The organism is Paenibacillus sp. FSL K6-2441, assembly GCF_037964765.1.
GTDB lineage: Bacteria > Bacillota > Bacilli > Paenibacillales > Paenibacillaceae > Fontibacillus > Fontibacillus phoenicis.
Genome location: NZ_CP150174.1, coordinates 825,023 through 850,000, shown reverse-complemented (window position 1 = coordinate 850,000; position 24,978 = coordinate 825,023). Strand labels below are relative to the sequence as shown.

Below are 24,978 nucleotides of genomic sequence, written 5' to 3'. Positions count from 1 at the left end.
GAGGGCCTCGAGGTCTTTCATCAAAAGTGTTTGACTTGCTCATTTAGAAAAAACTGACGAGATCGGATCGAATTTCAAGGCCGGAGTACACCGGTTTGAAATTCATCCTTTAATCTCGATTTATTACTCACTCGTTGTTCAGTTTTCAAAGATCAAATTCGTTATCGTCTTATCGGCGAAAACTCTTATATTATATCAAGTAATTCGTTCGAATGCAAGAACTTTTTTCGACTGTCCGGTTCATGCATCGTCGTAATTACCTCGTCGCTGTGAGCGACTTTTATAATATATCAAACCTCTCAAACAAATACAAATGAAATACTTGGAAATTGCCCCCTGCACTCGAGAATCTACTATTATATAAATATATAAAAAAAGAAAACCTGCAATCCTCAAAGGGACTGCAGGCTTGAGAGGCCGTTAGCTCATCCTTAACCCTGGCTGCCAAGGAAAATGTAACGGAGAATGATCAGAACGAACAATACCCACATTAACCAGTGGATGTCGTATTTCTTTTTGCCAATCAGATTGGCCGCGAAGGCCAGCACCACATAGAACACGACACCGAACGAAATCCCGTTCGCAATATTGTAGGTGAACGGCATCATCGTTACCGTCAAGAACGCAGGGATAGCGATAACCATATCGGAGAAGTCGATCTCTTTGATCGATTGAACCATTAGGACACCAACAATGATCAAGGCTGCAGCCGTTGCAGCACCAGGAATCAAAGCTGCGATCGGAGCCAAGAACAAGGCGGCCAAGAAGCAAATCCCCGTCGTGAGGGCGGTTAAGCCCGTACGTCCACCTTCAGCTACGCCAGCTGCACTTTCAATATAAGCTGTCGTCGTCGAAGTCCCGAGCAGTGCGCCGCCAGTAACAGCCGCTGCGTCAACCAGCATGGCTTTGCCGACGCGTTTTTTGCCTTCTTCTGGATCCTTCATGATTCCTGCACGAGAGGCTGTACCTACCAAAGTACCAAATGTATCAAACAATTCTACGAAAGTGAAAGTCGCAATCGCGGAAATAATACCTGTATGCAAAATACCGTCCCAGTCAAAGCGTGCAAAGTTAATTTGCGTGAAGTCTGGAACCCAAGGCGTTTGCGGATTGGACAAAGTACCGAAGTCCACTACCCCCATCAGCAAAGCGATAACCGTCGTTCCCAGGATCCCCAGCAAAATCGCGCCGCGAACGTTCAGCACCATCAAAACCCCGATCAGCAACAAACCAATCAAAGTAAGCTGTACGTCCGTGTTCTCCAGACTGCCTAAATGAATGACCGTTTCAAAGGAAAGTACATCGGTGAACGTATTCGCCGGAATATCGCTGCCAGCTTCAACGCCGATGGTCATCAGCCCGCTGTTTTTCAGACCGATAATCGTAATGAACAACCCGATCCCGACCGTAATTGCATGCTTCAACGAATCTGGAACGGCATCCAGCAGCATTTGACGAACTTTCGTTAAAGTCAACAGGATGAAGATCAACCCGGAAATGAATACAGCCGTTAAGCCCATTTCCCAAGTAAACGGATGATCCGTTGTCGCAGATGACAGAATGACGGACGCAAAGTACGCGTTCAGACCCATCCCCGGCGCAAGCGCCACAGGAAAGTTAATGAAAAGGCCCATGGCAATCGTGAAAATCCCTGCGGACAGCGCCGTTGCCAAGAATACGGAGTACCAACCCATTTCGATCTGGCCAAACGCCGTCAACGTGTTCGGGTTCACCGTAAGGATGTAGGCCATCGCCATAAACGTGGTCAGGCCCGCCATAATTTCCGTACGTACCGTCGTACCGTTCTGTTTCAGTTTAAAAAACCGATCCATGATAAAATTACTCCCCCTTAAAAATTGACAATCCTGGTTCAAACAACTGGCATCACAGCACCACTTTGCCTGCATTCCCTTCGGAAAACGACAAAAAGCCCGAGGCGACATCCCTCGGGTTACCGTACATCCAGAAGAAACGATCGTTCGGATCAGTCAACAGCCCTAGGCTTTCGTTCAAAGCAAGCTTTCGCAGCAGGAGCATTCATCCGAGCAACATCCCCGAACTTTCCCCAACTCGCTCCAACGATACGTTCGTTTCTTCCTTTCGTAGCCAGATCATTTACGGTGACCTCGTAGAGACTTCCGGGCCAATTCCCGGAATTATACGAAAAGAACTATGCGGTTTTGTCGATATCCAGACAAGCCATGTCAGCAAGGCTTATTACATGATTTATTCTAGGCGGAGGGTCCTAAAATGTCAACAGAAAAAACGAATATTCGATTCAATTCGTGATATTATTGTTCGTAATTTGAATTATTCGTGAAAATTTACACTGATTTCAAAGTAATCAAGAGACCCAAAGCAATAGATACAACAGTAAATTAACCAAAAATGCTCTCCTTTATTTGCCTGAACCGGCATCTAAAGGAGAGCATTTGTGAGTTTGATAACCTATTCCCATTCAATCGTGGCCGGCGGCTTCGACGTAATGTCGTACACGACGCGGTTCACGTTCTCGACTTCGTTGACGATCCGTACGGAAATCTTCTCCAGCACGTCCCACGGAATACGCGCCCAGTCGGCGGTCATGCCGTCGATGGACGTCACGGCACGGATGCCTACTGTGTAGGAGTAAGTACGAGCGTCGCCCATAACCCCTACGCTGCGCATATTCGGCAATGCCGTGAAGTATTGCCAAATCTCACGATCCAGTCCCGCTTTGGCGATTTCTTCGCGCAGGATGTAGTCGGAATCCCGAACGATTTGCAATTTCTCTTCCGTCACTTCGCCTAAGACGCGGATAGCGAGCCCCGGTCCCGGGAACGGTTGTCTCCACACGATTTCCCGAGGCAGACCCAGCTCTTCGCCAACCTTGCGGACCTCGTCTTTGAACAACGTTTTCAGCGGTTCGATCAGCTTGAACTTCATATCTTCCGGCAACCCGCCAACGTTATGGTGGGACTTAATCGTTTGGGCCGTTGTCGTGCCGCTCTCGACAATATCCGTATACAACGTTCCTTGGGCCAGGAATGTAAAGTCATCGAATTTCGCCGACTCTTCGTCGAACACGTAGATAAATTCGTTACCGATGATTTTGCGCTTCTGTTCCGGGTCATCCACGCCAGCCAGCTTCGAGAGGAAACGCTCGCGCGCATCAATCTTGACGACCTTCATGTCGAACTTGCCGACGAAGGTCTCCATGACGCTCTCCGCTTCGCCTTTGCGCAGCAGACCGTGATCGATGAACATGCAGGTTAACTGGTCGCCAATCGCTTTATGAATCAGCATGGCCACCACCGAAGAGTCCACGCCGCCGCTCAACGCGCAAAGCACTTTGCCGTCACCGACTTGGGCGCGAATATCGCGCACCGCGTCTTCGATAAACGTCTCCATGCTCCAGTTGCCTTCGCAACCGCAAATGTCGTAAAGGAAATTGCGGATCATTTCATTCCCATGTACGGAATGCCGCACTTCGGGGTGAAATTGTACGCCATACATCTTCCGGTCCGGATTCGAAAACCCGGCGATAGGCGCATGCTCTGTCGATGCATCAACCACGAAGCCGTCCGGAAGCTGGGTCACGTGGTCCCCGTGGCTCATCCATACCGTCTGCTTCGAATCCAAACCGCGAGTTAATGCCGAATGTTCGGCAAAATCCACGTCCGCTTTGCCGTACTCGCGTTTTGCCGCACGTTCGACCTTACCGCCAAGCTGGTGAGCCATTAACTGCATACCATAACAGATGCCGAAGATCGGCACACCGATGTCGTACACGGCCGGGTCAATGTGCGGTGCATCCTCCGCATAAACGCTGGACGGACCACCCGAAAAAACGATGCCTTTCGGCGCGATTTCCCGCAGGCGTTCTACCGGCGTATTATACGGCAGCAATTCGCTGTACACGCCTAAGTCGCGGATCCTTCTTGCTATTAACTGATTGTATTGTCCTCCGAAGTCAAGGACCACAATCATTTCATTAGGTTTATTCATGACCGAGCCTCCCTCAAATTATGACACCTATTATACGAAACGACAAAAGAGGTCGTCAAGGAAGCCCAAACGCCAATTTCAGCGTCGGCGAGAGGCCAACTTCCGGCATTGTTCTAGGAATTTCACGCTTTCCTGTCGCTCCAGCCGCAGGCCTCCATAGTAGATCCTTTCCCAGGTCCGCACGAACTGCTCAGCACACTCCGCTTGCGCCTGATCTTCGCTGAAAGCGCTCTGGATATATTCCCGGGCTGTCATGGACGCAGGCTTGGGGCCGTAAAGCAATGCCAATTCGTGCCAAACCCGATCCGCCGAAGCCAGCAGCTCGCGGCGTCCAGGAAACGTGCTCCCTGGCCGCAATCGTCCGAAGGCAAGCATCAGTAAGTATCCGCGCAGCCTCAGTTCTCGTGCGAACAGTAAGGCGAAACCAGCAGTTAAAGCCAAAACGGTCCAATCAAACGGGCGCAGCCGCGGGGTCATACGGGTAAGTTTTTCGTAAGCCAATTCAGTAAGTCTCGGTTGCAGGTGCTTGGCCACTTCAACAGCTTTGGCTAACCACGGAAAAGCCGCTACCGTATCTGCTTCACCTAATCTATAATCCGCTAAGGTGCTGACGCTCAAGGCGATGGACTCGCCAAACCCTGGCGTCGGATCAAAGGCAATCCAACCCGTTTCGGGAAAATAAACCTCGACCCACGAATGCGCATCCGCATAGGCTACGGTATATCGGTGCATCTCTGCCGAGCTGGAGCCTGTACCGCTTGCTAGTGAAACGGCCTCCCCCCTGCTCCCCGTTCCTCCGGAGGCGGAAGTCGAAGCTGCAGACGGCGCAGGGTCCCCGGGCGCGAAGCCTTTGACCCAACGAGCCGGAATTCCGCCGCTGCGCAGCAGAATGACCATCGCCGTCGAGAAGTGATCGCAATAGCCGATGCGGTCGACGAACAGGAAGTGGTCAACGAAATCGGCCCCTTCCGGCGGCTGCCGGGAATCCAAGCTGTAAGTATAGCGATGCTCTAAGTAGCTCTCGACCGCAGCGGCCGCATCATAGCGGTTGCTCTCTCCGGCGACAAGCCGCTCGCCCAGCTTCCGCACCCGCTCCGGCAGTGCATCCGGCAGCTGCAGAAAGCGGTCACGGACCTCTGCCGGGTCCGGCCCCTCTTCTTGGCGCAGCTTGTCTGCAGACGCTGTTGACACCGCCGACGTCAGCTCATAGCTGTAAATGCGCTCCGAGGGAGCCGCATAGTCGACGATCAAGGCATCGGCCCAAGCGTCGAACCTAGGTTCAATCTCCACCGGTTCTTCCCCGTCACCAGCGATGATCCGTTCCGCCTGGACCGGAAGCCCGCCGGACAGCAAGGCGACCCTTCCCGTTAACGGGGCTTCAAACGTCACCGTTTGGCGGATCAGCTTGCGCCCGGTGTCGACCTGGGCTGCGGCTGGGATGGCCGCGTCTTCAGCCGCCTCGCCCGTCACACCGCCCGTACGCTCCGCCCCGGCGATCACCGGCGCGCTATCCCCGACCGGCTGAATCCAGCCCCGGCCGGTGTACACGCTTTTGCTCTCGCCGCGCCAGTACGTATTGTACGGGGACAACGCCGTAAAATATGGATCAAGGCGCAGGCGCAGCGGCCCGCCCAGCTTGGAGTCGTCCCGACCGTAGCCGGAGACGTTGACCGCCGCGGCCCGGCCCGCCGTGGCAGGCAACTCGGCTCCGCTCCACTCCGACAAGCTGCGGGCGACCTGCTCCCACGAGATCGCCCGCACCGGCTGCAGCGGCAGCAGCGAGCTGAGCAGCGCTGCGCCCGCCACGCAGGCGAGTACGACGACCCCGCCGGCGAGTCTCCCGGCTCCCCGGCTCGGTCCAGACTCGCCGCGATGGAACGCCGCCGCTTGCAGCGCGAGGCCCAACGCTGCCGAGCGGATGACGCCCAAATACAGCTCCAGGCCAACGGCCGCCTCCAGCGCGAGCAAGTAAATCACCGTGGCGGACAAGAAGAGCAAAATACTTTGGCGCGATAACGCCAGCATTTGTACGGAAACAACCAGCAACGTCCAACCGATCAACAGGAGCAAAGCCCGCGTCTCCATACTGATGGAGAACAGCCGCCCTGTATCCCAAAACACCTCCAAATCAGCAGAGACCGTATGGGCGTAGCCGATAAACCAGCCAATCCCCTCTCCTCTTCCGAACAGATACAACATGGCACCGGCGATAAGCAGCGGCGGCAGCGGCGCATACAGGGCAGTCGGCAGCCGCAGACAGCCAATGAGCAGCAAAGCACCAGTGAGAACGAAAAACAGCGGAAGCAGTTCCGTCTGCCTTTCGGGAATCATCGCGTGCAGCGGATACAACCATTCCCCAAATAAAGCAAACAACAACAGCGTGATTAAGATCCGCAGGCCGATGGAAGGCGCTGAATGTCCGCTGCGTCGGGAGGATGTCATCGGTGCCGACAGACCGCTGGCAGGGATCACTGACGCTTTAGGCGCTGACATGCTTGATCGCCCCTTTCCGCGGAGTTTTCGTCCGATACAGCGTCAGATCCAGCACCGTGACGCCCCTCTCCTGCAGTCGGGCAACCAGCCGCCCCAGATCCGATCCGCCAAGTCCGCCGGCACACCAAACTTCCGTGGCCACGCCCAGCTCAGCCAAATGCAGCACATCGCCCGCTAATTCAGGCGTCAGCTTGCCGGTGATGACGGTGAGGCTTTGCCCTTGGGAGAACACCTCGGACCAATCCCGGCGCAGTATTTCACCCGCAGACAAACCGTTCCCCAAGCGGAGGCCGGCAAGCTGCTCCAGACCGCTCATCAAGCCATCGCGATCGTTCACCTGGCAAGCGCCGTCCATCCCGCCATGGCTGAACCGAAGCTCATCGGCCCCAGAATCGCCGCCTGCTTCGCGCGTTAGCCACGTTGCGGCTGCCGACACCGCCAGCTCGAAGCCGGCGGAGGAAGCATAATCGCCGTCACGTGTGCTCAGCAGCAAATAACGCGGCATCACCCCCTGCTCTTCGGGAATGCGGGAGAGCAACTCGCCTTTTTTCGCCGAGTATTTCCAGTGGATTCGCCGCAACGGGTCCCCTTCAACATAAGGTCTTAACCGGCCCGGAGCTGGAGAGGATGCGACCAACTGAGGCTGCCATGCTCCGCCGCCCTCTTGCTCCGCACGTACCTCTGCCTTCGGGGGATTTCCTGCCAGCGGCAACGGATGAACGACCATCACCTCTGGGGAGGCCGCAAGTCGGCTCCGCTTGAACCAGCCAAACGGATCGCCCCAGGTCAGCTTGACGGACGCTTGCTTATAGACGCCCCGGGGTAAGCCCTGAATCGTATAAGTCATCCGGTAGTCCCGGCGAAATCCAGTAAAAAACAAACTACCGCCCCGGCTCCCCGGGCGGTTCTTCCCATTTTCTGAACCCACGGTGTCATCTGCCAGTTGGTCCTCGATCTGCAGCCAAACCGGCGGCAGACCTCCCTCACAGCGAACCGATAACGTGACCGTGACCGGTTCGCCGGCAACCGGATAGACCGGCTGCCAAGCGCGCTCCACCTTAAAGCGCTTTGGGCCAAACGCTTGGACCAAGATGCCCTGCAGCATCATGAATCCGACCAGCAGCAGCAAGAATAAAGACGACACCCCGCCGCGCCAAGCATACCAACCTCCCAAAGCGCCGGCGAAGGCGACGGCGATCAGCCACGCCCATCCTGCGTGCTTCATGATGAAGCCCCCGCTCTCCGTGCAAAAATCGGCACATCCACCTTAGACAACACCTCTGATAGCGCCTGCTCGCCGCTGACTCCGTCAAGCTTCGCTTCCGTTCGCAACACGATCCGGTGCGTGAGCACAGCGGGCGCGACCGCCTTGACATCGTCCGGCGTGACGAAGGAGCGTCCTCGGTAATACGCCATCGCCTGCGCCGCCCCCATCCAAGCGAGCGTTGCGCGCGGGCTGAAGCCCAGTGCGATTTGCGGATGCCGCCGGGAGACGTCCGCAGCGCCAACCATATAGCGCTTGATGACGTCGTCCACAAATACGCTGCGCACCTGACGCTGCATCAGGGCAATTTCCTCCGGTAACAGCACCGGCTTCAGATCGGCAAGATCAGGCGGATCTTGCATTCTCCCGAGTAAATCCACCTCCTGCTCCGGATTCGGGTACCCGAGCGTCAGCCGCATCAGAAAGCGATCCAACTGCGCCTCCGGCAAGCGATAGGTTCCTTCGTATTCCAGCGGATTTTGCGTCGCCAGCAGCAAGAACGGCTTCGGCAAAGCCCGCGTCTCTCCGTCAATCGTCACTTTCCGTTCTTCCATCGCTTCCAGTAAGGCCGACTGGGTTCGCGGCGCTGCCCGATTGATCTCATCGGCCAATACGACATGGGCGAACACCGGCCCTGGCCGAAACTCAAACTGACCGCTCTGCGCATGGTATACTGTTACGCCGGTGACATCGGACGGCAGCAGGTCCGACGTGAACTGAATGCGGCCAAACGTCCCGCCGATGCAGGCAGCTAACGTACGGACCAGCATCGTTTTGCCCACTCCGGGTACATCCTCCAGCAAAATATGACCGCCGCTCAGCATCGCCACTACCGCGAGCTCGATCTCCGCTTTTTTTCCAACGATCACCCGATCCACCTTGTGGACGAGCCGCTCCAGCAACGTCTGCGCTTGATCGTGATTCATCCTGACTTCCCCTCCATTTCTAAAAACCATGGCCGTAATCTATCAACCAGTATCTCCAGAAACTAGTGGAAATAGACATGGAAGAAAGGGAGAGAAAGTTAAGCGTTTGTCCCAAGAATCTATCAAAACAACTAGATTGCCGAGACCCGTCGCTCCCCAGCAGTTGAAACAACTCCGACAATCGGATGACCTAATGCCTCCAAGAGCGGACGCAGCGGAATCCATAACGCCTGAGCCTTGCGCTCAAACGTCACTTCCCATTCCACATTGGTTCCGTCTTGGCGTACAGCCGTCAGCACCCCGCGCCGGGTATCTGCCACCATGTAGGCGTCCCCCCAGTTGATGAAGGCGCTTTGCGTAGCCTCGCTCCAATAGACTTCTGCCCCTAACCGCTCCATCATTAAACGGACAGGTGCCACATACTGACCGTCACGCAACTCGTATTCCCCGGGCTCAAGGCGCGTTTGCAACCCGCCAGCCTCCACGGTAAGCGGCAGCTCCGGTTCAAACAAAGCCGCATTCGGAACGACGTTGGACGCGATCCATTCGGCGGAAGGCGCGGGACGGTTCTTTTTCTTGCTTATGGAAGGGTCCAGCGAAAATTGTACGGGCTGTTGCTCTGCAGATAAGGTGCCAAACTCGTAACCTAGTTTTTTATAGTAATGAATAATTTCCGGCAGCGCCTTAACCGTCTGTTCATGACCGCCTCCGTCATGCATCAACACAATGATTTGATCCTGCAGCTTCGTGTTCTTGACGTTGGCTATAATCTCACTGGCCGGAACGCCTCTACGCTTGGAATCCCCGCTGTCTACATTCCAGTCAAACACTTTATACCCGCCCTGCTCCATCAGGTTGAAATACGTCTTGTCAAAATGACCATATGTCCCGCCCGGCGCGCGTACCAGCGGTGTACGTGTTCCCGTAATCTCCCGCAGCACCTCTTCCGTCTCCTTGACCTGCTTCCAGAAATGGCCGAAGCTGTCGTACAATGCGTCATAATCATGGTTATACGTATGATTCCCGAGGACATGGCCGCCGTCTGCGATGCGCCGGATCATCTCCGGGTAGCGCTTGGCTTGCTGCCCCAATACGAAGAAGGTCGCGGGCACCTCCTCTTCCCGCAATATCTCCAGCACTTGATCTGTATGCGGGCTTGGCCCGTCGTCAAATGTTAAATAAACCGTTTTGCCTTGCTTGTCTTTGTTGTTCGCTTGCGGCGTTTCAGACTTCTTCGCCTGAGATGCCGCCAAAGCCGCCGATGCGCCAGCCGAGCCAACGGCCGACGTATGGACAGGTTGCACCTTCTCAGCGGCAGGTGTAGCGAGATTTACTGTATGCGTCGCGGATTCCCCCGCGGCTTGTTCTTTCATCGCCAGGGCTTTGACTTCAGGCATGCCCTTGTGCTGGAAGCCAAGCGGCGTGCAGATTGCCGCAATCAGTACTACCGTAAGCAGTAGCAAACGTACCAGCATTTGTCCGGATAACTTTTTTGGTTGTTTCATCGACCTTCTACCTCCGCACTAGGATCAATTTCTTTTCTATGAATCCTTTAGCTTTCTGGTAGATTGTATGAAGGTAGAGATGAAGATAGACGTCATTCGAGAAAATATTGCCGAACCCCCGCCGGCGCAGATATAATATGTTGCAAAACTATCCAAAGGAAGGTGTAATTGCAACATGAAGAATTCAAAATCTAAATTCATTGCCGGCTTCGTTGCAGGCTCCCTTCTATTCGGAGCAACAGGAGTTTATGCCGGCAGCAGCGGAAAGCTGATCGAAGTGTTTTACAACGTCAAAGGGATTACCGTCAACAAAACAGCTCAAAAGTTGAGTGAGGATAACAAACCGTTCCTCTATAACGGGACGACATACGTACCTCTTCGGTTTGTTGCTGAAGCGCTGAAGCTTCCGGTGAAATGGGACGCCTCCACGCAAACCGTATACATAGGCGAGACAGAGGGGAAAACGGATATTTATCCAGAACGCGATATCCAGCATTCGAATGCGCAGACCGCATACTGGAGCAGATATGAATACGTATACAATGCGAACGAACCGATTGAAGATAACTTGGGGAACACGTATACCAGCTTCCTGCGCTTTGAGTTCCCTAGAAATGATAACGGCTCAGACAGTCGCTGGGTCCATATTCAATTTCCGCTTAACGGACAAGCCAAAAAGGTGGTCGGCAAAGTGGGGTTGACCGGAAAATATAGAGATTCTGGGGCTTCGGTGACGCTGCGGATCCTGGTCGATGATCGTGAAGCTTACTCAGAAACTTTCAAACCGGGAGACTTCCCTAAGGATTTAGCGCTTGACGTCGCTCATGCAGCGAAAGTCGAGTTCCGTGCAACAGCCGATCAGGAGAACATCGAACTAGGCCTTTTTGATCTGCATTTTGAAAAATAAGTAAAGGTAAACGCCTCATCCCACTTTAACGTTAGGATGAGGCGTTTTGATCAACTCTCTGGCGAAGACACCTATTTTATTGGCCGGCTTCTCGCAGTGCCTCCAACACTTGTTCCGCGTGCCCTTTGACTCGAACCCCGCGCCATTCACGGAGCAGCTTCCCCTCCTCGTCGATGAGGAACGTCGAACGGACGATGCCTTCGTATTCGCGGCCGTACATTTTTTTCAGCTGCCATACGCCAAACATCCGGCATACCTCATGAGACTCGTCCGATAATAGCGGAAAATTCAGCCCCTGCTTCATGGCGAACCTTGCGTGAGATTTCACCGAATCCCCGCTGATGCCAAGCACCACTGCCCCGTATTCGCCGTACGCCTGGGCAAGGTCGCGGAAATCACAAGCCTCCTGGGTACAAGCTGGGGTAGAGTCTTTGGGATAAAAATAAAGAACGACCTTCCGGCCGCGAAATTGCGATAATGAGATTTCCTCCCCGTTGGCTGCGGGCAATTGAAAATCCGGAACGGGCTGACCGATTTGCACTTGTTGCGTTTGTTCCGACATGCTCCTTCCTCCTCTGGCCTCTCCAACCCTGAAATTGATTGTATTTACAAAAAAAATTATAATGGAAAGACATGTAGTATATCTATAATAGAAACCGAATTTATCGCATGACTTGAAAGGAACGAACCCAATGACGAAACGCACAAAACGGGCGATTCTCTGGTCTGTGATCGGAGTGGTTGTCGCTCTCGCTGCCTTTGCAGCCTACTATTTTACGGCCCTCTATAACCAAGTGGACAATTTTCAAAAAGAAGGAGAACAGTCTCCTTTCTATAACGTGCAGCCAACCGAAACGAAAGTGCCGGAACCGCCCAAATGGGAAGGCAAGGATCGGGTGAACATTCTGCTGATGGGCGTCGATGCGCGCGGTTTGAAGAAAGGGGAAATCCCCCGCTCGGACACCATGCTGGTCGCTTCCCTCGACCCTGTGAGCAAGAAGGCCTACCTCTTCTCGATTTTGCGTGACACGTACACGAAAATTCCGGAGCACGGTTCGGACCGGATCAACACGGCGATTACGCATGGACCCAATACGGCGATGCAAGCAGTCTCCGACCTGCTGGGCATCCCGATACAATATTATGTGTATACCGACTTTCAAGGATTCATTGAGCTGGTGGATGCGGTCGGCGGGGTTGATTTTTATGTGGAAAAAGATATGCACTACACCAGCAAAGCGGATAACCATGAATACGATATCGATCTGAAAAAAGGACAGCAGCACCTCGACGGCAAAACCGCGCTGCAATACGTCCGCTTCCGGCACGACGCCCTGTCCGACTACACCCGGACCGAGCGGCAGCGTAACTTCCTGAAGGCGGTGGCGGAAAAGTTGAAGTCGACGACTTCCATTATGAAGCTGCCTTCGATTCTGGAGAAAATCAATCCTTACATCGACACGAACTTGTCGGTTCAGGATATGTGGAAGCTGGCTACCGTCGGGTATGACACAGAAATGGTCGCCAGCGAACAAATTCCGCCGATGGAACTGCTGGTTGAGAAAACCGTTGGCGGCTCGTCCGTCCTTGGCGTTCGCAGCGAAGATGAATTAAAGCAATACGTGCAGGACGTATTTAACAAAGCTGAGGAAAGCGGGACGGGCAGCGGCAGCGATGCTGACGGTGCCGAGGACAACGGCGGCAGCAACGACGACAGCGGCAGCTCGGGCCGTACCGGGGCGAACGCCGGCAGCAGCGGCGTGAACCTGGAGGCGGCCAGCCCTTGAGGCTGGTAGCCTTTAGTGGCGAAGGACTCCAAACCCTAAGGTTGGTGGAGTCCTTCCTGCAGGCGGGCTCCTGCCCGTGAGGTCGGAGGGCGCAGCTTGAGGCAGGCCTGCCCTGTGGGGGTGGACTTACTCGAGAGGCGGCCTCCTCTCTTTTGGGGTGCTCGGCGGAGGGCTGCAACGGTCTAATAAGATCGGTCGCGGTCACTGGCGGTCGCTGACAGTGCTCACGGTCGGCGGTGAGCTAACTGCCGCTAATTGCACCACACAATTGCCGCTAATTGCATCATCAGCTGGCGCAAATCGCACTACATTCTGGCGCAATTTGCATTATCGACTAGTGCAAATCGCACCACCAGCTGCACAATTTGCATCATTAACTGCCGCAAATCGCACCACCTACTGATGTTTTTTGCACCACTAACTGCTGTTTTTTGCACCACTAACTGCTGTTTTTTGCACCACCACCGCCACGAGATGTAAAAGTGCAGTTCATTTTGGCTAAAAACCGCTATTTTGGGCCTGTCAAATGTAAAAGTATAGTTCATTTCCGCTGAAAAGTCGTTTTTGAGGACATATCCTGCTACGTGAGATGCACTTTTGCAGCTAATCGCACAAAAAAGCCGGTTTTCCAGACAAGTTAAATGTACTTTTGCAGTTGAATTGCCGGATCGCCAGCGCATCAACTAGTTCACACCAGTTATTCAATTCAGAAAGGAAGATAGAGATGAATCGATCGCAATCCGAACGATTGTATGAAGAAGCGTTGCAGCATATTGTAGGCGGCGTCAACAGCCCCTCCCGCTCGTTTAAGGCGGTTGGCGGCGGGGCGCCTGTTTTTATGAAAAAAGCTGAGGGCGCGTATTTTTGGGACGTGGACGGCAATCGCTACGTTGATTATTTGGCGGCTTACGGGCCGATCATTACCGGACATGCCCACCCGCATGTGACGAAGGCCATTCAAGAGGCAGCCGCAAACGGCACGTTGTACGGGACCCCAACCGAGCTGGAGATCCGCTTGGCCCGTATGCTCAAAGAAGCGATCCCTTCGATGGACAAGGTACGCTTTGTCAACTCCGGTACGGAAGCGGTCATGACGACGATCCGCGTCGCGCGCGCGTATACGAAGCGCAACAAAATCATCAAATTTGCCGGGTGTTACCACGGCCATTCCGATCTCGTGCTCGTGGCCGCGGGCTCCGGCCCGTCCACGCTGGGCATCCCTGACAGCGCCGGCATCCCGACCAGCATCGCGCACGAGGTGATCACCGTACCGTTTAACGATGCTTCGGCGCTGAAAGATGCGCTCGACAAGTGGGGCGACGACGTCGCCGCCGTCATGGTCGAGCCGATCGTCGGGAACTTCGGCATGGTGATGCCGAAGCCCGGGTTCTTGGAAGAGCTCTGCCGGCTCGCACGGCAGTACGGCGCCCTCGTCATTTACGACGAGGTCATTACGGCCTTCCGCTTCCACTACGGCTCGGCGCAAACCTACGCCGGCCTCTCCAACCACGAAGCGATCCGGCCGGACCTGACCGCCCTCGGCAAAATCATCGGCGGCGGGCTGCCGATCGGCGCGTACGGCGGCAGCAAAGAGATCATGGAGCAGGTGGCACCGCTGGGTCCGGCCTATCAGGCCGGAACGATGGCGGGCAACCCTGCTTCTATCTCCGCCGGCATCGCCTGCCTTGAGGTGTTGCAAGGCGCTGGGGTCTACGAAGAGATGGACCGCCTCGCCGTGAAGCTGACCGACGGGCTGGCTGACTCGGCCCGCCGCCATGGAGTGCCGCTGACCATCAACCGGATCCGCGGCTCGTTCTCGACGCATTTCTGTGACCATCCGGTCACGAACTATGCGGAGGCGCAAGACACCGACAGCGAAGCGTTCGCTGCCTTTTTCCGCGCCATGCTGAACCGTGGGGTCAACCTCGCCCCGTCGAAGTTCGAAGCTTGGTTCCTGACAACGGCGCACACGGAAGCCGACATCGACTTCACGTTGGAAGCCGCAGAGGCTTCTTTCAAAGAAATTGCCCGATGAAAATAGTAGAGGCTGTCCCAAAAGTAAACTTTTGAACATCCTCAGCAACAAGATAGGATGGTATAAGTAAAAAACCAAGGAGCTAAGCGAGAACAGACCGCTTAGCTCCTTGGTTTTTGGCGTCCGCCGCTGCTTTCTTGAGCAGATTGTGGGCAAGGGAAAGCCACCCGACTTCAAAGCTTGCTTTTGGTAAGCCTCGAAGCAGGAATCGTTTGAAGTCCCAATTGTTTTTCATATCCCCGAACACAGGCTCCGGCTCAATCATCCGTCTGACGGCCAAAGCATAGGCGTACGTCATAGTTAAATAATCGTCGCTTTTTCCAGAATCTTTTACGTATGAAAAACAAGCAGTTGAAAGTAATCTGTATGAAATGAAATCAGAATTCATAGAAATAGTGGAACTTCCGTCTGGTATTTTTACAAATAACTCATATGGTAAAATATTTGTGATTGGATTCAATGACGCAATAACTCCGATTAATTTATTCGCGTAAACATTTATTAGTGCCTGACCAACATTGACCTGTGTTTTTGTACCATTAATCAAATACAATGTGTTGTTAGAACTATAAAGATTAGTGTTATACCCTACGGCCTGAGCATACAGTTCTTGGATATCATATGTCTTTCCACTCCGGGTATGTGTATATCTAAGCTCATACCATCTGACATTACTATTACTAGGAGGAACTGAAACGTTAGGTGTTACTAAATTTTTTGATATCTTTTCTTGCACTTCAATTGGAGTAAGCTCTCTAACACCCAAGGAAGAAAGTTTTTTCCTCAGGGTGCCTTCAGCATTCGAACTAAGTTTCGAAGAATTTTGAGGATTTAGCTTTTCCAAGCTTATCTTCGTTAATTCCTCCATTGTTTTGATAATTTCCATTTTAGTCTGTGGGCTAATAGAATCATGCCCCAGACTATCATCTTGATCATTCGCTGCATATCCTGGCCCTGAAATGAACAAGGTAATTACTAAAGTCAAGGCGCATAATAATGTTCTTTTAAACATAGCATCTCAACCTCTCTATTTATTCTTGTTAATTTGGCCAAACTTGTTTCATTGTCTACTACCTAAATTTACCATGGTAAATGTAAACAATTATATTTTTTATATAATTTCCGATAAACTGCCAAAGGATGTCGTGACCATGCTGCAAACGCTAAACCGACAACTGAACAAATTAATGCCATTAATTACCCCTACTGGCATATTGATCGGCGTCCTTTGCGGGAGTCGTCTAGCCTCCTATACCTACCTGTCTCCGTGGCTGTTTGCCTTCATGACCTTTGCCGGGAGCATTAGTCTCAGCTTCAAAGATTTCCTTAATGTGCTGAAAAAACCACTCCCCCTGGTGCTCTGCCTGTTCATCCTCCACCTGGCCATGCCACTGATGGCGATGGGAATGGGGCATTTGGCGTTCCCCGGGGATGCTTATACGATCACCGGCTTTATCCTCGCTGCGGCGATTCCAACCGGGGTGAGCAGCTTCGTCTGGGTCAGCATCTACAAGGGCAACATTGCCTTGACCTTGTCGATCATCCTGATCGACACGCTGCTGGCTCCCTTTGTTGTTCCCGGCATCCTGGCGCTGTTGGTTGGCACCAGCGTCCGGCTTGACGCCGTGGCGATGATGACCAGCCTGTTCTGGATGATCGTCGTCCCATCGCTGGTGGGCATGGTGCTGAACCAGTGGACCCAAGGCAAGGTGATCACCACTTGGGGGCCTTGGCTGAACCCGTTTTCGAAGCTTGCCATGGCTTCGGTCGTGGCGATTAACGGCGCGGTTGTCGCCCCTTACCTGACCGACTTCAGCCCGCGGCTGCTGGGGCTCGCCGCCATCATCGTTCTGCTCGCGGCCATCGGCTACGCGCTGGGCTGTGGCTTGTCCCGGCTGATCAGCCTGAACGAAGCCGACAAAGTCGCGCTCGTCTTCAACGGCGGCATGCGCAACATCAGTGCCGGCGCCGTGCTGGCTGTCACCTACTTCCCCGCTCCGGTGGCTGTGCCGGTCGTGCTGGGCATGGTGTTCCAGCAAGTGATGGCCTCCCTCGTCGGCCTCGTACTCGGCCGGCAAGCCCGCGCGCATCAGCCAACGGACAAAACAGCAACGTCGGCATGATTTAGATTTAGAGAGCTCGGCAGGGCGCGCCGTCCCTCTCCGCTCCAGTCCCTTATAACGGAACCAGATGACCTTATTCGCTCATTTCCCGGCCATTTCCCATCCTAACGGAACCAGATGACGCTATTGGGCTGAAATCCGTGCTGAACTCCACTCCAGACCGCAAATAACGTCTCTCCGGTCCGTTAGATTTCAACACGCGCCGAAAACCGCAAAATAAGGTCTCTCAGGTCCGTTAGCGGCCTACGCCTGGCATTAGCACTAGCCTCCTCCGCCACCATCGTCACTCTCCAATCGTACTCCCTACCTCCACCACTCCCGCCCCCTCCAACGCAAAAAAAGCCTCCCCCGGTCAACCTGACCCAAGGGGAGACTCCCTGCCAACTCACGAATTATTGCGCTTGAATTTTGTCAAAGAAATTCTCTTGCACGTACTTCGCTGCGACATCCAGCTGCTGCTTGGAGTCCGTGCCCTTCTTCGAGAACGATTCCTGGACGACGTTGGACATCGTGGCGTAGTAGTCCTGCGTGCCGAATTGCGCTTCCGGCTTGCCTTCCAGCAGGCCGAAGAGCTGCGGATCGTATTTGTACACGTTGTCGTATTTTTCGTAAATGGCTTTCACTTTGCTGGCATACTCGGAATCTTCGCTGAAATACTCCAGCGGTGTCGGCACATAATACTTGCCTTCCGCTTTGCGGGCTTGAATCGTATCTTCAACGGCTTTCAAGGCATCGTCGGTGAAGTAATCAAACGTAATATAGCGGAACGCCATTTCTTGTTCGTCTTTCGTGGCATTCGGGTTAATGACGAGGTAGTTGCCGCCGAGCACCCCGTAATGCTTGCCGCCTTTCTCTGCAGCAGGCATCGGATAAGCGATCACATCCTCCGGCTTCATGCCGCCTTCATTCAGCGCCGCTTGAATGACGTCAAATGCACCGGCGATCACCATCGCCGTCCGGCCTTGTTGGAAGGAGCTGACGGCATCGCCCCAACCCAGCGCCCAGTCTTGCGGGATCGCGTTAGCTTCCCATCTCAGCTTCTTATAGAAATCCAGCGCCTTCACCCCAGCCTCGGAGTTGAAGACGGCGGTCACTTTGCCGTTTTCGGTCTTTTCAATATCGCCGCCGGCTTCAAACAGGAAGTTGGTCCAGTTCCAGCCTGCTTCGTTCCCTTTCCCCATCGGTGCGATCCCCGAAATCCCTTTCTTCGGATCGGCAACCCCTTTGGCTACGTTGTACATATCGTCCCAAGTCCAGTCGAACGGAGGAGCAGCGATGCCCTTCTCGTCCAGCAGCTTCTTGTTAACGACCGTCGAGGTAACGTAACCGTTTTGGGTGATCCCGTACACTCGGCCGTTAACGATAAATTGATTTTGCAGCACCGGGTTAATTTCGTCTTTATACTCCCAGTTGTTCCACAGATCCGTGATGTCAGCAACCCAGCCGCGTTCCACCAGGAATTGGGCTTCCGTTGCCCACGTATTGTAGAAGGTTGGGGCTTCGTTGGAAGCCATTTTTACGCCGATTTCGTTAACGCTGTATTGCCAGTCATCCTTAATGATCGTCACGTTCGGGTATTTGGCTTGGAAGCGGGCGATTTTATCGTCCTCCTGTTGGCGAAGCGTCGTTTCGTCCGGCAACGGATAGTGGATCTTGATCGTGACCTTGCGCTGCGTGATATCATCGGCTTCTCCCGAATTCGCATCCGCATTGCTTCCTCCGTTGTTCCCCGTGGCCGCCGTGTTTCCGCCGCCGTTATTTTGGGCTTCCTTGTTCCCGCCTCCGCCGCAGGCCGCGAGCAGCGAACCAAGCAACATCAGACACATCAACACTGCTGAAAACTTGCGCATTGAAACTCCCCTTTTCATAAGTTAGGTAATCTTGCATTTTTATCATAAAAGAGAAACATTTAGCATTCGATGTGTGATCTTATGACTTTCGTGTGCAGGCCTACGATTCTGTAAACGCTGCCACCCATCCGCCTATCCCTTAACTGCAGACAAGCTCACGCTGCGCATGATAAACTTCTGGAACCCCAGGAACACGAAGATCGGCGGAATCATCACCATAAACAAAATACTGAACTTAATGCTGCTATCCATGTTCCGCGCGTTAATTACATATTTGTAGATCGCGGTCGCCAGCGTATATTTGTCTTCCGTGTGCATTACCAGCGATGGCCAGAACCAGTCATTCCACGCCGTGGAGAAAATAAAGATCGCCAGCGTCGCGAAGATCGGCACGGACAGCGGCACCGCAATCCGCAAGTAACTGGTCCACTCCGAAGCTCCGTCAATCCGGGCCGCTTCGAAGATCTCCGGGTGGATGCCGTCGAAGAAATTTTTCATCAGCAGAAAATAATACGCGTTCGCTCCCGCCGGCAGCCAGAACGCCCAATAGGTGTTCAGCAGCCCCAGCTCCTTCAGGTTGACGAAGTTCGGGATCATATAACTGGAGGCCGGGATAAACAACGTCAGCAGGATAAAAAAGTAGATCGCCCGGCTATACGGCACCCGGATCCGTGAAATGCTGAACGAAGCGAGACCCAGCACCAAAATGGTCATCAGCAGGTTGCCGCCGAAGATAAGCAGAGTATTTTTCAAAAACATCGGCAAATCGATGTAATTCCAGGCTTTCGGGAAATTGTCCCAATGCCATTCCTGCGGAAAAAATCGCGGCGGAAACGAGTTGACCTCCTGGTTGCTCTTCAGCCCGTTAAACATCGTCATTGCGATCGGATACAGCATCGTAAACGTCATCACCGCAATGCACAAGACCATAAATCCGTATACCACTTTATTCAGCGGCTTCTGCAGATCGGAGGGCGACAGGATGCCTCTTTCTTTCATATCAGTACTCCTCCTTGTTCAGCTTGTATTGCAACACGCCCAGCACGCTTAGCACGATGAACATCAGAACACCCAGCGCGGTCCCGGCCCCGTAATCGAGCTGGGTAAAGGCGTATTTGACTGTCAGGAGGGCGTAAGTTAACGTCGCCTTGTTTGGCCCGCCGTCCAGCAAAGCTAACTGCGATTGGTACGCCTGGGAAGTGCCGATCAGCTGTAAAATCAGCATCAACACGATCAGATTCCGCATCGATGGCAGCGTGATGTATTTGATCCGGGCCCAGACGCCGGCTCCATCGATTTCCGCCGCTTCGTACCAGTCCCGCGGAATGCTCAGCACTCCGGCCAGGTAAATCAGCATCGCTGAACCAAACTGCTGCCACGTCTCCATAAAGACGATCGAGACCATCGACCACCTGCCGTCGGAAATAAAGGACACCGGATCGGCTCCAAACCATCCGAGCAAGGCGTTGATCGGCCCCACCGGATCGTACATCCAGCGCCACATCCCATAGAGGACGACGCCCGGCACGACAAACGGCAGGTACGCGGCAATCCGCGCAAATCCCTGGAACCAGCGCAGCTCGGAAATGGCGATTGACGCCGCGATCGGTACCCAAAAGCCGATAACCAAGCAGAGGAGCATATAATACAAGGTGTTGCGAACCGACAGAAGTACGTCGGGGTTATGAAACACCTTCACGTAATTGTCCAGTCCGACAAATGTGTTACCTTTGACGAAATCAATGTTATAGAAGCTGTAAACCATCCCTTTGATGATCGGGACCCATAAGAACACGATAAATATGGCGATCGCCGGTACCAGAAATAGATACCCCCACATGTACTGCTTCCAGTTCGACCCCCGCCGCGGCTTCCGCGAAGCGGAGGCGGACGTTTTAACCGTGTTCTGCTGCATGTTCCCCGGTGAAATCACGGGTTCCCCCATCGTTCTCCCTCTTTTCTACGTAGTGTCTCTTCTCATTGTAGAAAAGCAGCCGGACGGCGAACATGTCTAAAACTATGTGAACTATGGTCGTTCTTACTTCATCGTTATTTCTTCAGTTCCGTGGGACTGACGCCAAAGTATTTCTTAAAAATCTTGCTAAAATGCTCCGGCGACTCATAACCCACGCGTTCAGCGATCTCGTAACGGCGCAGGTCCGTGTTCAGAATCAGCGCTTTGCTCTCTTCCATCCGCAGCTTGATCACGTATTCCCACAGGTTGTAGCCGGTATTTTTCTTGAACAGATAGCTCAAGTAATTGGGGCTGACATGATTGTTGCGGGCCACCTCGTGGATGGTCAGCCCCTTCTGCCGGTAATTCTCCTCGATATACTTCTTGGCGCTCTCCACGATCCGGTTATTCTGCTTCGTCAGCTCCTCCGTGGAAGGATCCTGGGTATAGTTGTGCCAGTTAAAATCGCCATAATAAAACACATGGTGATCCCCGTGTTCTCCTCCCCACAGCATCGCTTTGTCCGCCTGACGGCTTAGCAAGCTCAGAAACCCCGTACCTTTGAGAATCTGGCTGATCCCCACCGTGCACCGCAAGCCAAGGTATTTATGGATGTGATGATGCAGGCTGCGGCCTAGCATTTCGAGCTGGTTGATTTTATTGAGATTGGGTTCGGCGTACTCCGTTTCATTCCACTGCAAGATGAGGGCGATCTCCAGACTCTGGGTATAAAAAGATGCCGCGCGCCACTCCTGATGCAGCAGCTCGTTCACGATATTCAGCGCCGCGTAGCGGAACAGGCAGGCATCCCGATCCTGGTCCACGGATAGCTGCTTGTCAGCGGGGATGGCCAGCTTGATTTTGATCACGGAAAAATACGGCCCCGTCAGCCCCAATCGCTCAGCTTCCGCAAACCTCTGCTCTTCGTCCCCTTCGGCGGGATCACTTAACAGGCGGTTCAACCGTTCGCCGTATTCCGGAAGCGGCTCCTCCATGCGGAAATGTTCAGCGCCCCGGGACAACAGCTCCTCGCTCTGCGGCATCGGTTTATCCATCTTGAGCAGCGCGTTGCGCACCGAATCCAGGAACTGCTCACTGTTCAGCGGCTTAATCAAATAGTCCTTGGCGCCAAGCCGGATCGCCATCTGGGCGTATTGGAACGTTTCATGCGCGGAGATGATGATCGTCTGTACCCATGGCTTGATCAGCTTCGCCTGCTGCATCAGCTCGATCCCGTTCATTTCTCCCATCTGGATGTCAGTGACGAGCAGATCTACTTCCTCCATTCGGACATAATCCAGCGCTTCGTGCCCGTTATACGCGGTGTAGATCTGGCCGATATCCAGTCCTGAAGCGGTTAAAAGTCCCGATAATCCTTTGCAGATCAACGGTTCGTCGTCGACGACCAATACGTTGTACATCGTGGTTCCCCCTGTTCGTTTTATTCGTTCCGGTTCACGGTGAGCGGCAGGGTAATGGTGACGATGGTTCCGCCTTCAGGGCGGCCCATGTATTTCAAACCGTACTCCGGCCCAAAATGCAGCCGAAGCCGCTGATGAATATTGCGGATGCCGTAACCAAACGATGGGCTTGGCGTTTCGTCATTCAGCAGCTTGTCGATGGCGTCGAAGTCGACCGGCTTATACCCGTTGTCGGCGATCCTAATGTATACACAACCCTGCGCTTCGTCCGCTTCGGCGCGAATCATGATTTCGCCATCTTCTCCCATATGTTTAACGCCATGAATGATAGCGTTCTCAATAAGCGGCTGCAGCGTGATTTTTGGAATGATGGTGGAATGCAGTTCCGATGGAATGTCCCAGATCACGCGGAAACCATACTCATAACGATGCTCCTGCAACTTGATGTAAGCCGAAGCATGCTCCAGCTCTTCCTCCAGCGTGATCAGCTCCCGGCCGCGGCTCAGGCTGATTTTCATCAGCTTGGACAGCTCCTTGATCATTTCGGCGGAGGCGGTGTTTCCTTCCATCGCGCTTTTCCAATAAATACTCTCCAGCGTGTTGTACAGCAAATGCGGGTTAATCTGCTGATACAAAATTTGCAGCTGGGCTTCCTTCTGCTTGATGTCCATCTGATATTTATAATGAATCAGTCCATTGAGGCGGCGAGCCATCTCGTAGATTGTAGAAATGAGCACGCTGACCTCGTCGTTTCTTTCCCGGTACGGCGTCTCCGGCACCACATTGCCCGGCTCGTAACGGCGGACGAAATAAACCAATTTTTGAATCGGGGTCATCAGCGACCGCCAGAAATATAAGATTAACACCAGCCCCACCACAAAATAAGCGATGGAAATGAGCTGAATAATCCGTTTGATTTCGTTTTGCTGTTGCAGCATGGCCTTGATGGGCACTTTGTACACCAGCTTTTGCTGCAGAACGTAATTATAATTAATCACATAGATGAAATCCTCGGTGATGAGATCCTTCACCCCGATCAGCGAATCGCCTAAATCCGCCTCTGGCGGTAAATCCAATATCGAACCAGTTGGCGTTGGCGTCAGGCTTGGTGTGGAGGTCAGAATCCGGTTGTTCCAATCGGTAAAATACAGCTCACCCTCCGGAATGGAGACGGTTTGCAGCGATTCGCCGATGCGCCCGTCAACATTGGACACAACCAGTACGCCGATCGTACCGTTTTTGTAAATGCTGTTGATCGCCCGAATATAAGCGAGCGTTTTTTGATTTGGCAGGCCTTGGCCGGAGGGAGACAGGTGCTCAATGAGGCGCAGGTAACCGTTTCCTTTTTGCGCGACGGCTTCATCAAACCATTCCGGCTTCTCGTTCTCGAGAAAAAAATAGACGCCCGCCTTTCGCGCATCCGGATAATATGGGGCAAAGAAATACGCGTTGTCCGGATCGTAGACGTATAGCGAATAATACACCGGCTCCCGCTGATCGGTTTCCTGCGAGTAATTGAGCAGCAGGTTCTCCAGCCTCTCGTAGTTTTTGACCCGATCTAGGACGGTCTCTGAGCTTTCACCGCTGGGGTTCAGCTGCTGGAGCAGCGGATGCTGGAATACGGTTGACGTAACCTTGTTAATCGCCTCGATATCCCGGGTAATGAGCCGGAAATTCTGCTTATTCAGCTCGATATAGGCGTTGGTGACATTTCGCTTCAATACTTGATCCGCTTTATAGTTGCCGTAGGCGTTCAGAATAAATAACGGAATGACCATCACAATAAAGAGGAGGATCATCTGCTGTTTAACGTTCAAATTGGCTAGCGGGTTCTTGAGTTTTAGCTTCAATGGTGTTGCACCTCCGGCAATTTAACTATAGCAATTCTAAAAACCGGCAAGTATGCGCGTTTCTACGAAGATCGTGGCGGTTCCACCTGTTCTCGCGGATGGGCGGGCCCCTGCCTATTTCTTAGTGTAGGGGATTTTGGGATTCTTGCCAGTTAAAAAAAACAAAAAGTCCCCCGGAAATTTCCGGGGGACTTTATTGGGTTTCGTGCAAAGCGATCAAACGTGCCAGCTACACCAGTTCATGCAGCCCGCTGACGACCCGATCGGCTTCAGCCAGGATGTCTGGGCTGCCGATGCCGACGACGCGGCAGCCTGCGGCTTTGCCCGCCTGCACGCCCGCCTCTGCGTCCTCAAACACGACGCATTCAGACGGCGGCAACGCCAGCGCCGAGCAAGCCGCGAGGAACACCTCCGGGTCCGGCTTCGCCTTGGACACCTTGGTGCCGTCGATCACCGCGTCGAACAGCTCCGCGATGCCCAGCCGGGATAAGATGAACCCGGCGTTTTTGCTCGCCGACCCAAGCGCGACCTTGACGCCCCGCTCGCGCAGCTGCAGCAAATACTCCTTCGCCCCCGGCAAAATTTCCGAAGGCTCCAGCTTGGAAATATACTCGACATATTCGCGGTTCTTCTCTGCCGCCATCCGCTCGCGTTCTTCCTCCGTGGCTTCCACACCGCCCACCTCAAGCAGGATGCGCAGCGATTCCATGCGGCTGACACCTTTCAGCCGCTCATTGTCGGCTTCGGTAAACTCGAAACCTAGCCGTCGCGCCAGCGCCCGCCAGGCGAGATAGTGGTATTTGGCTGTATCAACGATCACGCCATCGAGGTCGAAGATCGCACCTTTCATTGTTTCTAACATGATGGATTCTCCTT

The 24,978-nt window shown here is 53.6% G+C and carries 19 protein-coding genes and 1 riboswitch; of the genes, 4 read left to right on the top strand and 15 right to left on the bottom strand.

Annotated elements, in window-relative coordinates:
• Window positions 1-431: 431 nt before the first annotated feature.
• The 7 genes from NSQ80_RS03600 to NSQ80_RS03570 form a co-directional block, all read right to left on the bottom strand.
• The gene (locus NSQ80_RS03600) at window positions 432-1,832 is read right to left on the bottom strand and encodes an NCS2 family permease (protein WP_339301379.1); all 1,401 of its coding nucleotides are present in this window, start codon (window positions 1,830-1,832) and stop codon (window positions 432-434) included.
• A 52-nt stretch (window positions 1,833-1,884) separates the two neighbouring features.
• Entirely contained in the window at window positions 1,885-2,037 is a 153-nt protein-coding gene (locus NSQ80_RS03595) for a hypothetical protein (RefSeq protein ID WP_157268850.1), read from the bottom strand.
• A 46-nt stretch (window positions 2,038-2,083) separates the two neighbouring features.
• Window positions 2,084-2,184, bottom strand: a riboswitch (purine riboswitch).
• 264 nt (window positions 2,185-2,448) lie between these two features.
• Entirely contained in the window at window positions 2,449-3,987 is a 1,539-nt protein-coding gene (guaA, locus tag NSQ80_RS03590) for a glutamine-hydrolyzing GMP synthase (protein ID WP_339301376.1), read from the bottom strand.
• Window positions 3,988-4,065: 78 nt separating this feature from the next.
• On the bottom strand, window positions 4,066-6,480 hold the full coding sequence (locus NSQ80_RS03585) for a transglutaminase domain-containing protein (protein ID WP_339301375.1): 2,415 nt from the start codon (window positions 6,478-6,480) through the stop codon (window positions 4,066-4,068).
• On the bottom strand, window positions 6,467-7,705 hold the full coding sequence (locus NSQ80_RS03580) for a DUF58 domain-containing protein (RefSeq protein WP_339301373.1): 1,239 nt from the start codon (window positions 7,703-7,705) through the stop codon (window positions 6,467-6,469). Before NSQ80_RS03580 ends, NSQ80_RS03585 begins: the two co-directional genes overlap by 14 nt.
• Window positions 7,702-8,670 carry a MoxR family ATPase gene (locus NSQ80_RS03575; RefSeq protein ID WP_028540068.1) on the bottom strand — a complete coding sequence of 323 codons (969 nt, stop codon included), beginning with the start codon at window positions 8,668-8,670 and terminating at the stop codon, window positions 7,702-7,704. Before NSQ80_RS03575 ends, NSQ80_RS03580 begins: the two co-directional genes overlap by 4 nt.
• 131 nt (window positions 8,671-8,801) lie before the next feature.
• Entirely contained in the window at window positions 8,802-10,175 is a 1,374-nt protein-coding gene (locus tag NSQ80_RS03570; protein WP_339301371.1) for a polysaccharide deacetylase family protein, read from the bottom strand.
• A gap of 175 nt (window positions 10,176-10,350) precedes the next feature.
• Here NSQ80_RS03570 and NSQ80_RS03565 point away from each other — a divergent pair, with 175 nt between their 5' ends.
• Complete coding sequence (locus tag NSQ80_RS03565; protein ID WP_009226956.1) at window positions 10,351-11,082, top strand: stalk domain-containing protein; 732 nt, start codon at window positions 10,351-10,353, stop codon at window positions 11,080-11,082.
• Window positions 11,083-11,158: 76 nt separating this feature from the next.
• Here NSQ80_RS03565 and bcp read toward each other — a convergent pair whose 3' ends face one another.
• Complete coding sequence (bcp, locus tag NSQ80_RS03560) at window positions 11,159-11,644, bottom strand: thioredoxin-dependent thiol peroxidase (protein ID WP_339301369.1); 486 nt, start codon at window positions 11,642-11,644, stop codon at window positions 11,159-11,161.
• A gap of 130 nt (window positions 11,645-11,774) precedes the next feature.
• Here bcp and NSQ80_RS03555 point away from each other — a divergent pair, with 130 nt between their 5' ends.
• Together NSQ80_RS03555 and NSQ80_RS03550 are read left to right on the top strand one after the other, a co-directional pair.
• Complete coding sequence (locus NSQ80_RS03555) at window positions 11,775-12,869, top strand: LCP family protein (RefSeq protein ID WP_323079021.1); 1,095 nt, start codon at window positions 11,775-11,777, stop codon at window positions 12,867-12,869.
• A gap of 724 nt (window positions 12,870-13,593) precedes the next feature.
• Window positions 13,594-14,904: a glutamate-1-semialdehyde 2,1-aminomutase gene (locus tag NSQ80_RS03550; protein ID WP_009226953.1), complete on the top strand. Its 1,311-nt coding sequence runs from the start codon at window positions 13,594-13,596 to the stop codon at window positions 14,902-14,904.
• Between the two features lie 82 nt (window positions 14,905-14,986).
• On the opposite strand, the gene NSQ80_RS03545 is transcribed toward NSQ80_RS03550, so the two are convergent.
• Window positions 14,987-15,916, bottom strand: a complete 930-nt coding sequence (locus NSQ80_RS03545; protein ID WP_009226952.1) for a transposase — start codon at window positions 15,914-15,916, stop codon at window positions 14,987-14,989.
• Window positions 15,917-16,055: 139 nt separating this feature from the next.
• On the opposite strand from NSQ80_RS03545, the gene NSQ80_RS03540 reads away from it, so the two are divergent.
• Complete coding sequence (locus NSQ80_RS03540; protein ID WP_339302156.1) at window positions 16,056-17,027, top strand: bile acid:sodium symporter family protein; 972 nt, start codon at window positions 16,056-16,058, stop codon at window positions 17,025-17,027.
• A gap of 392 nt (window positions 17,028-17,419) precedes the next feature.
• On the opposite strand, the gene NSQ80_RS03535 is transcribed toward NSQ80_RS03540, so the two are convergent.
• The 6 genes from NSQ80_RS03535 to pgmB all read right to left on the bottom strand — a co-directional run bounded on the left by NSQ80_RS03535 (window position 17,420) and on the right by pgmB (window position 24,964).
• A complete protein-coding gene (locus NSQ80_RS03535) occupies window positions 17,420-18,877 on the bottom strand; it encodes an extracellular solute-binding protein (RefSeq protein WP_339301365.1) in 1,458 nt (485 codons plus the stop codon).
• Between the two features lie 132 nt (window positions 18,878-19,009).
• Entirely contained in the window at window positions 19,010-19,876 is an 867-nt protein-coding gene (locus NSQ80_RS03530; protein ID WP_009226949.1) for a carbohydrate ABC transporter permease, read from the bottom strand.
• 1 nt (window position 19,877) lies between these two features.
• Complete coding sequence (locus tag NSQ80_RS03525; protein ID WP_009226948.1) at window positions 19,878-20,822, bottom strand: sugar ABC transporter permease; 945 nt, start codon at window positions 20,820-20,822, stop codon at window positions 19,878-19,880.
• A gap of 104 nt (window positions 20,823-20,926) precedes the next feature.
• Window positions 20,927-22,252, bottom strand: coding sequence for a response regulator (locus NSQ80_RS03520; RefSeq protein WP_009226947.1), 1,326 nt, complete (start codon window positions 22,250-22,252; stop codon window positions 20,927-20,929).
• A gap of 20 nt (window positions 22,253-22,272) precedes the next feature.
• Complete coding sequence (locus tag NSQ80_RS03515; RefSeq protein WP_323079014.1) at window positions 22,273-24,102, bottom strand: histidine kinase; 1,830 nt, start codon at window positions 24,100-24,102, stop codon at window positions 22,273-22,275.
• A gap of 229 nt (window positions 24,103-24,331) precedes the next feature.
• Entirely contained in the window at window positions 24,332-24,964 is a 633-nt protein-coding gene (gene pgmB / locus NSQ80_RS03510; protein ID WP_323079012.1) for a beta-phosphoglucomutase, read from the bottom strand.
• Between the last annotated feature and the right edge of the window lie 14 nt (window positions 24,965-24,978).

What these genes read in the sequence shown, in the direction of transcription:
- NSQ80_RS03600 (WP_339301379.1), bottom strand. Translation starts at nt 1,832, where the DNA reads ATGGATCGGTTTTTTAAACTGAAACAGAACGGTACGACGGTACGTACG.
- NSQ80_RS03595 (WP_157268850.1), bottom strand. Translation starts at nt 2,037, where the DNA reads ATGCTCCTGCTGCGAAAGCTTGCTTTGAACGAAAGCCTAGGGCTGTTG.
- guaA (WP_339301376.1), bottom strand. Translation starts at nt 3,987, where the DNA reads ATGAATAAACCTAATGAAATGATTGTGGTCCTTGACTTCGGAGGACAA.
- NSQ80_RS03585 (WP_339301375.1), bottom strand. Translation starts at nt 6,480, where the DNA reads ATGTCAGCGCCTAAAGCGTCAGTGATCCCTGCCAGCGGTCTGTCGGCA.
- NSQ80_RS03580 (WP_339301373.1), bottom strand. Translation starts at nt 7,705, where the DNA reads ATGAAGCACGCAGGATGGGCGTGGCTGATCGCCGTCGCCTTCGCCGGC.
- NSQ80_RS03575 (WP_028540068.1), bottom strand. Translation starts at nt 8,670, where the DNA reads ATGAATCACGATCAAGCGCAGACGTTGCTGGAGCGGCTCGTCCACAAG.
- NSQ80_RS03570 (WP_339301371.1), bottom strand. Translation starts at nt 10,175, where the DNA reads ATGAAACAACCAAAAAAGTTATCCGGACAAATGCTGGTACGTTTGCTA.
- NSQ80_RS03565 (WP_009226956.1), top strand. Translation starts at nt 10,351, where the DNA reads ATGAAGAATTCAAAATCTAAATTCATTGCCGGCTTCGTTGCAGGCTCC.
- bcp (WP_339301369.1), bottom strand. Translation starts at nt 11,644, where the DNA reads ATGTCGGAACAAACGCAACAAGTGCAAATCGGTCAGCCCGTTCCGGAT.
- NSQ80_RS03555 (WP_323079021.1), top strand. Translation starts at nt 11,775, where the DNA reads ATGACGAAACGCACAAAACGGGCGATTCTCTGGTCTGTGATCGGAGTG.
- NSQ80_RS03550 (WP_009226953.1), top strand. Translation starts at nt 13,594, where the DNA reads ATGAATCGATCGCAATCCGAACGATTGTATGAAGAAGCGTTGCAGCAT.
- NSQ80_RS03545 (WP_009226952.1), bottom strand. Translation starts at nt 15,916, where the DNA reads ATGTTTAAAAGAACATTATTATGCGCCTTGACTTTAGTAATTACCTTG.
- NSQ80_RS03540 (WP_339302156.1), top strand. Translation starts at nt 16,056, where the DNA reads ATGCTGCAAACGCTAAACCGACAACTGAACAAATTAATGCCATTAATT.
- NSQ80_RS03535 (WP_339301365.1), bottom strand. Translation starts at nt 18,877, where the DNA reads ATGCGCAAGTTTTCAGCAGTGTTGATGTGTCTGATGTTGCTTGGTTCG.
- NSQ80_RS03530 (WP_009226949.1), bottom strand. Translation starts at nt 19,876, where the DNA reads ATGAAAGAAAGAGGCATCCTGTCGCCCTCCGATCTGCAGAAGCCGCTG.
- NSQ80_RS03525 (WP_009226948.1), bottom strand. Translation starts at nt 20,822, where the DNA reads ATGGGGGAACCCGTGATTTCACCGGGGAACATGCAGCAGAACACGGTT.
- NSQ80_RS03520 (WP_009226947.1), bottom strand. Translation starts at nt 22,252, where the DNA reads ATGTACAACGTATTGGTCGTCGACGACGAACCGTTGATCTGCAAAGGA.
- pgmB (WP_323079012.1), bottom strand. Translation starts at nt 24,964, where the DNA reads ATGTTAGAAACAATGAAAGGTGCGATCTTCGACCTCGATGGCGTGATC.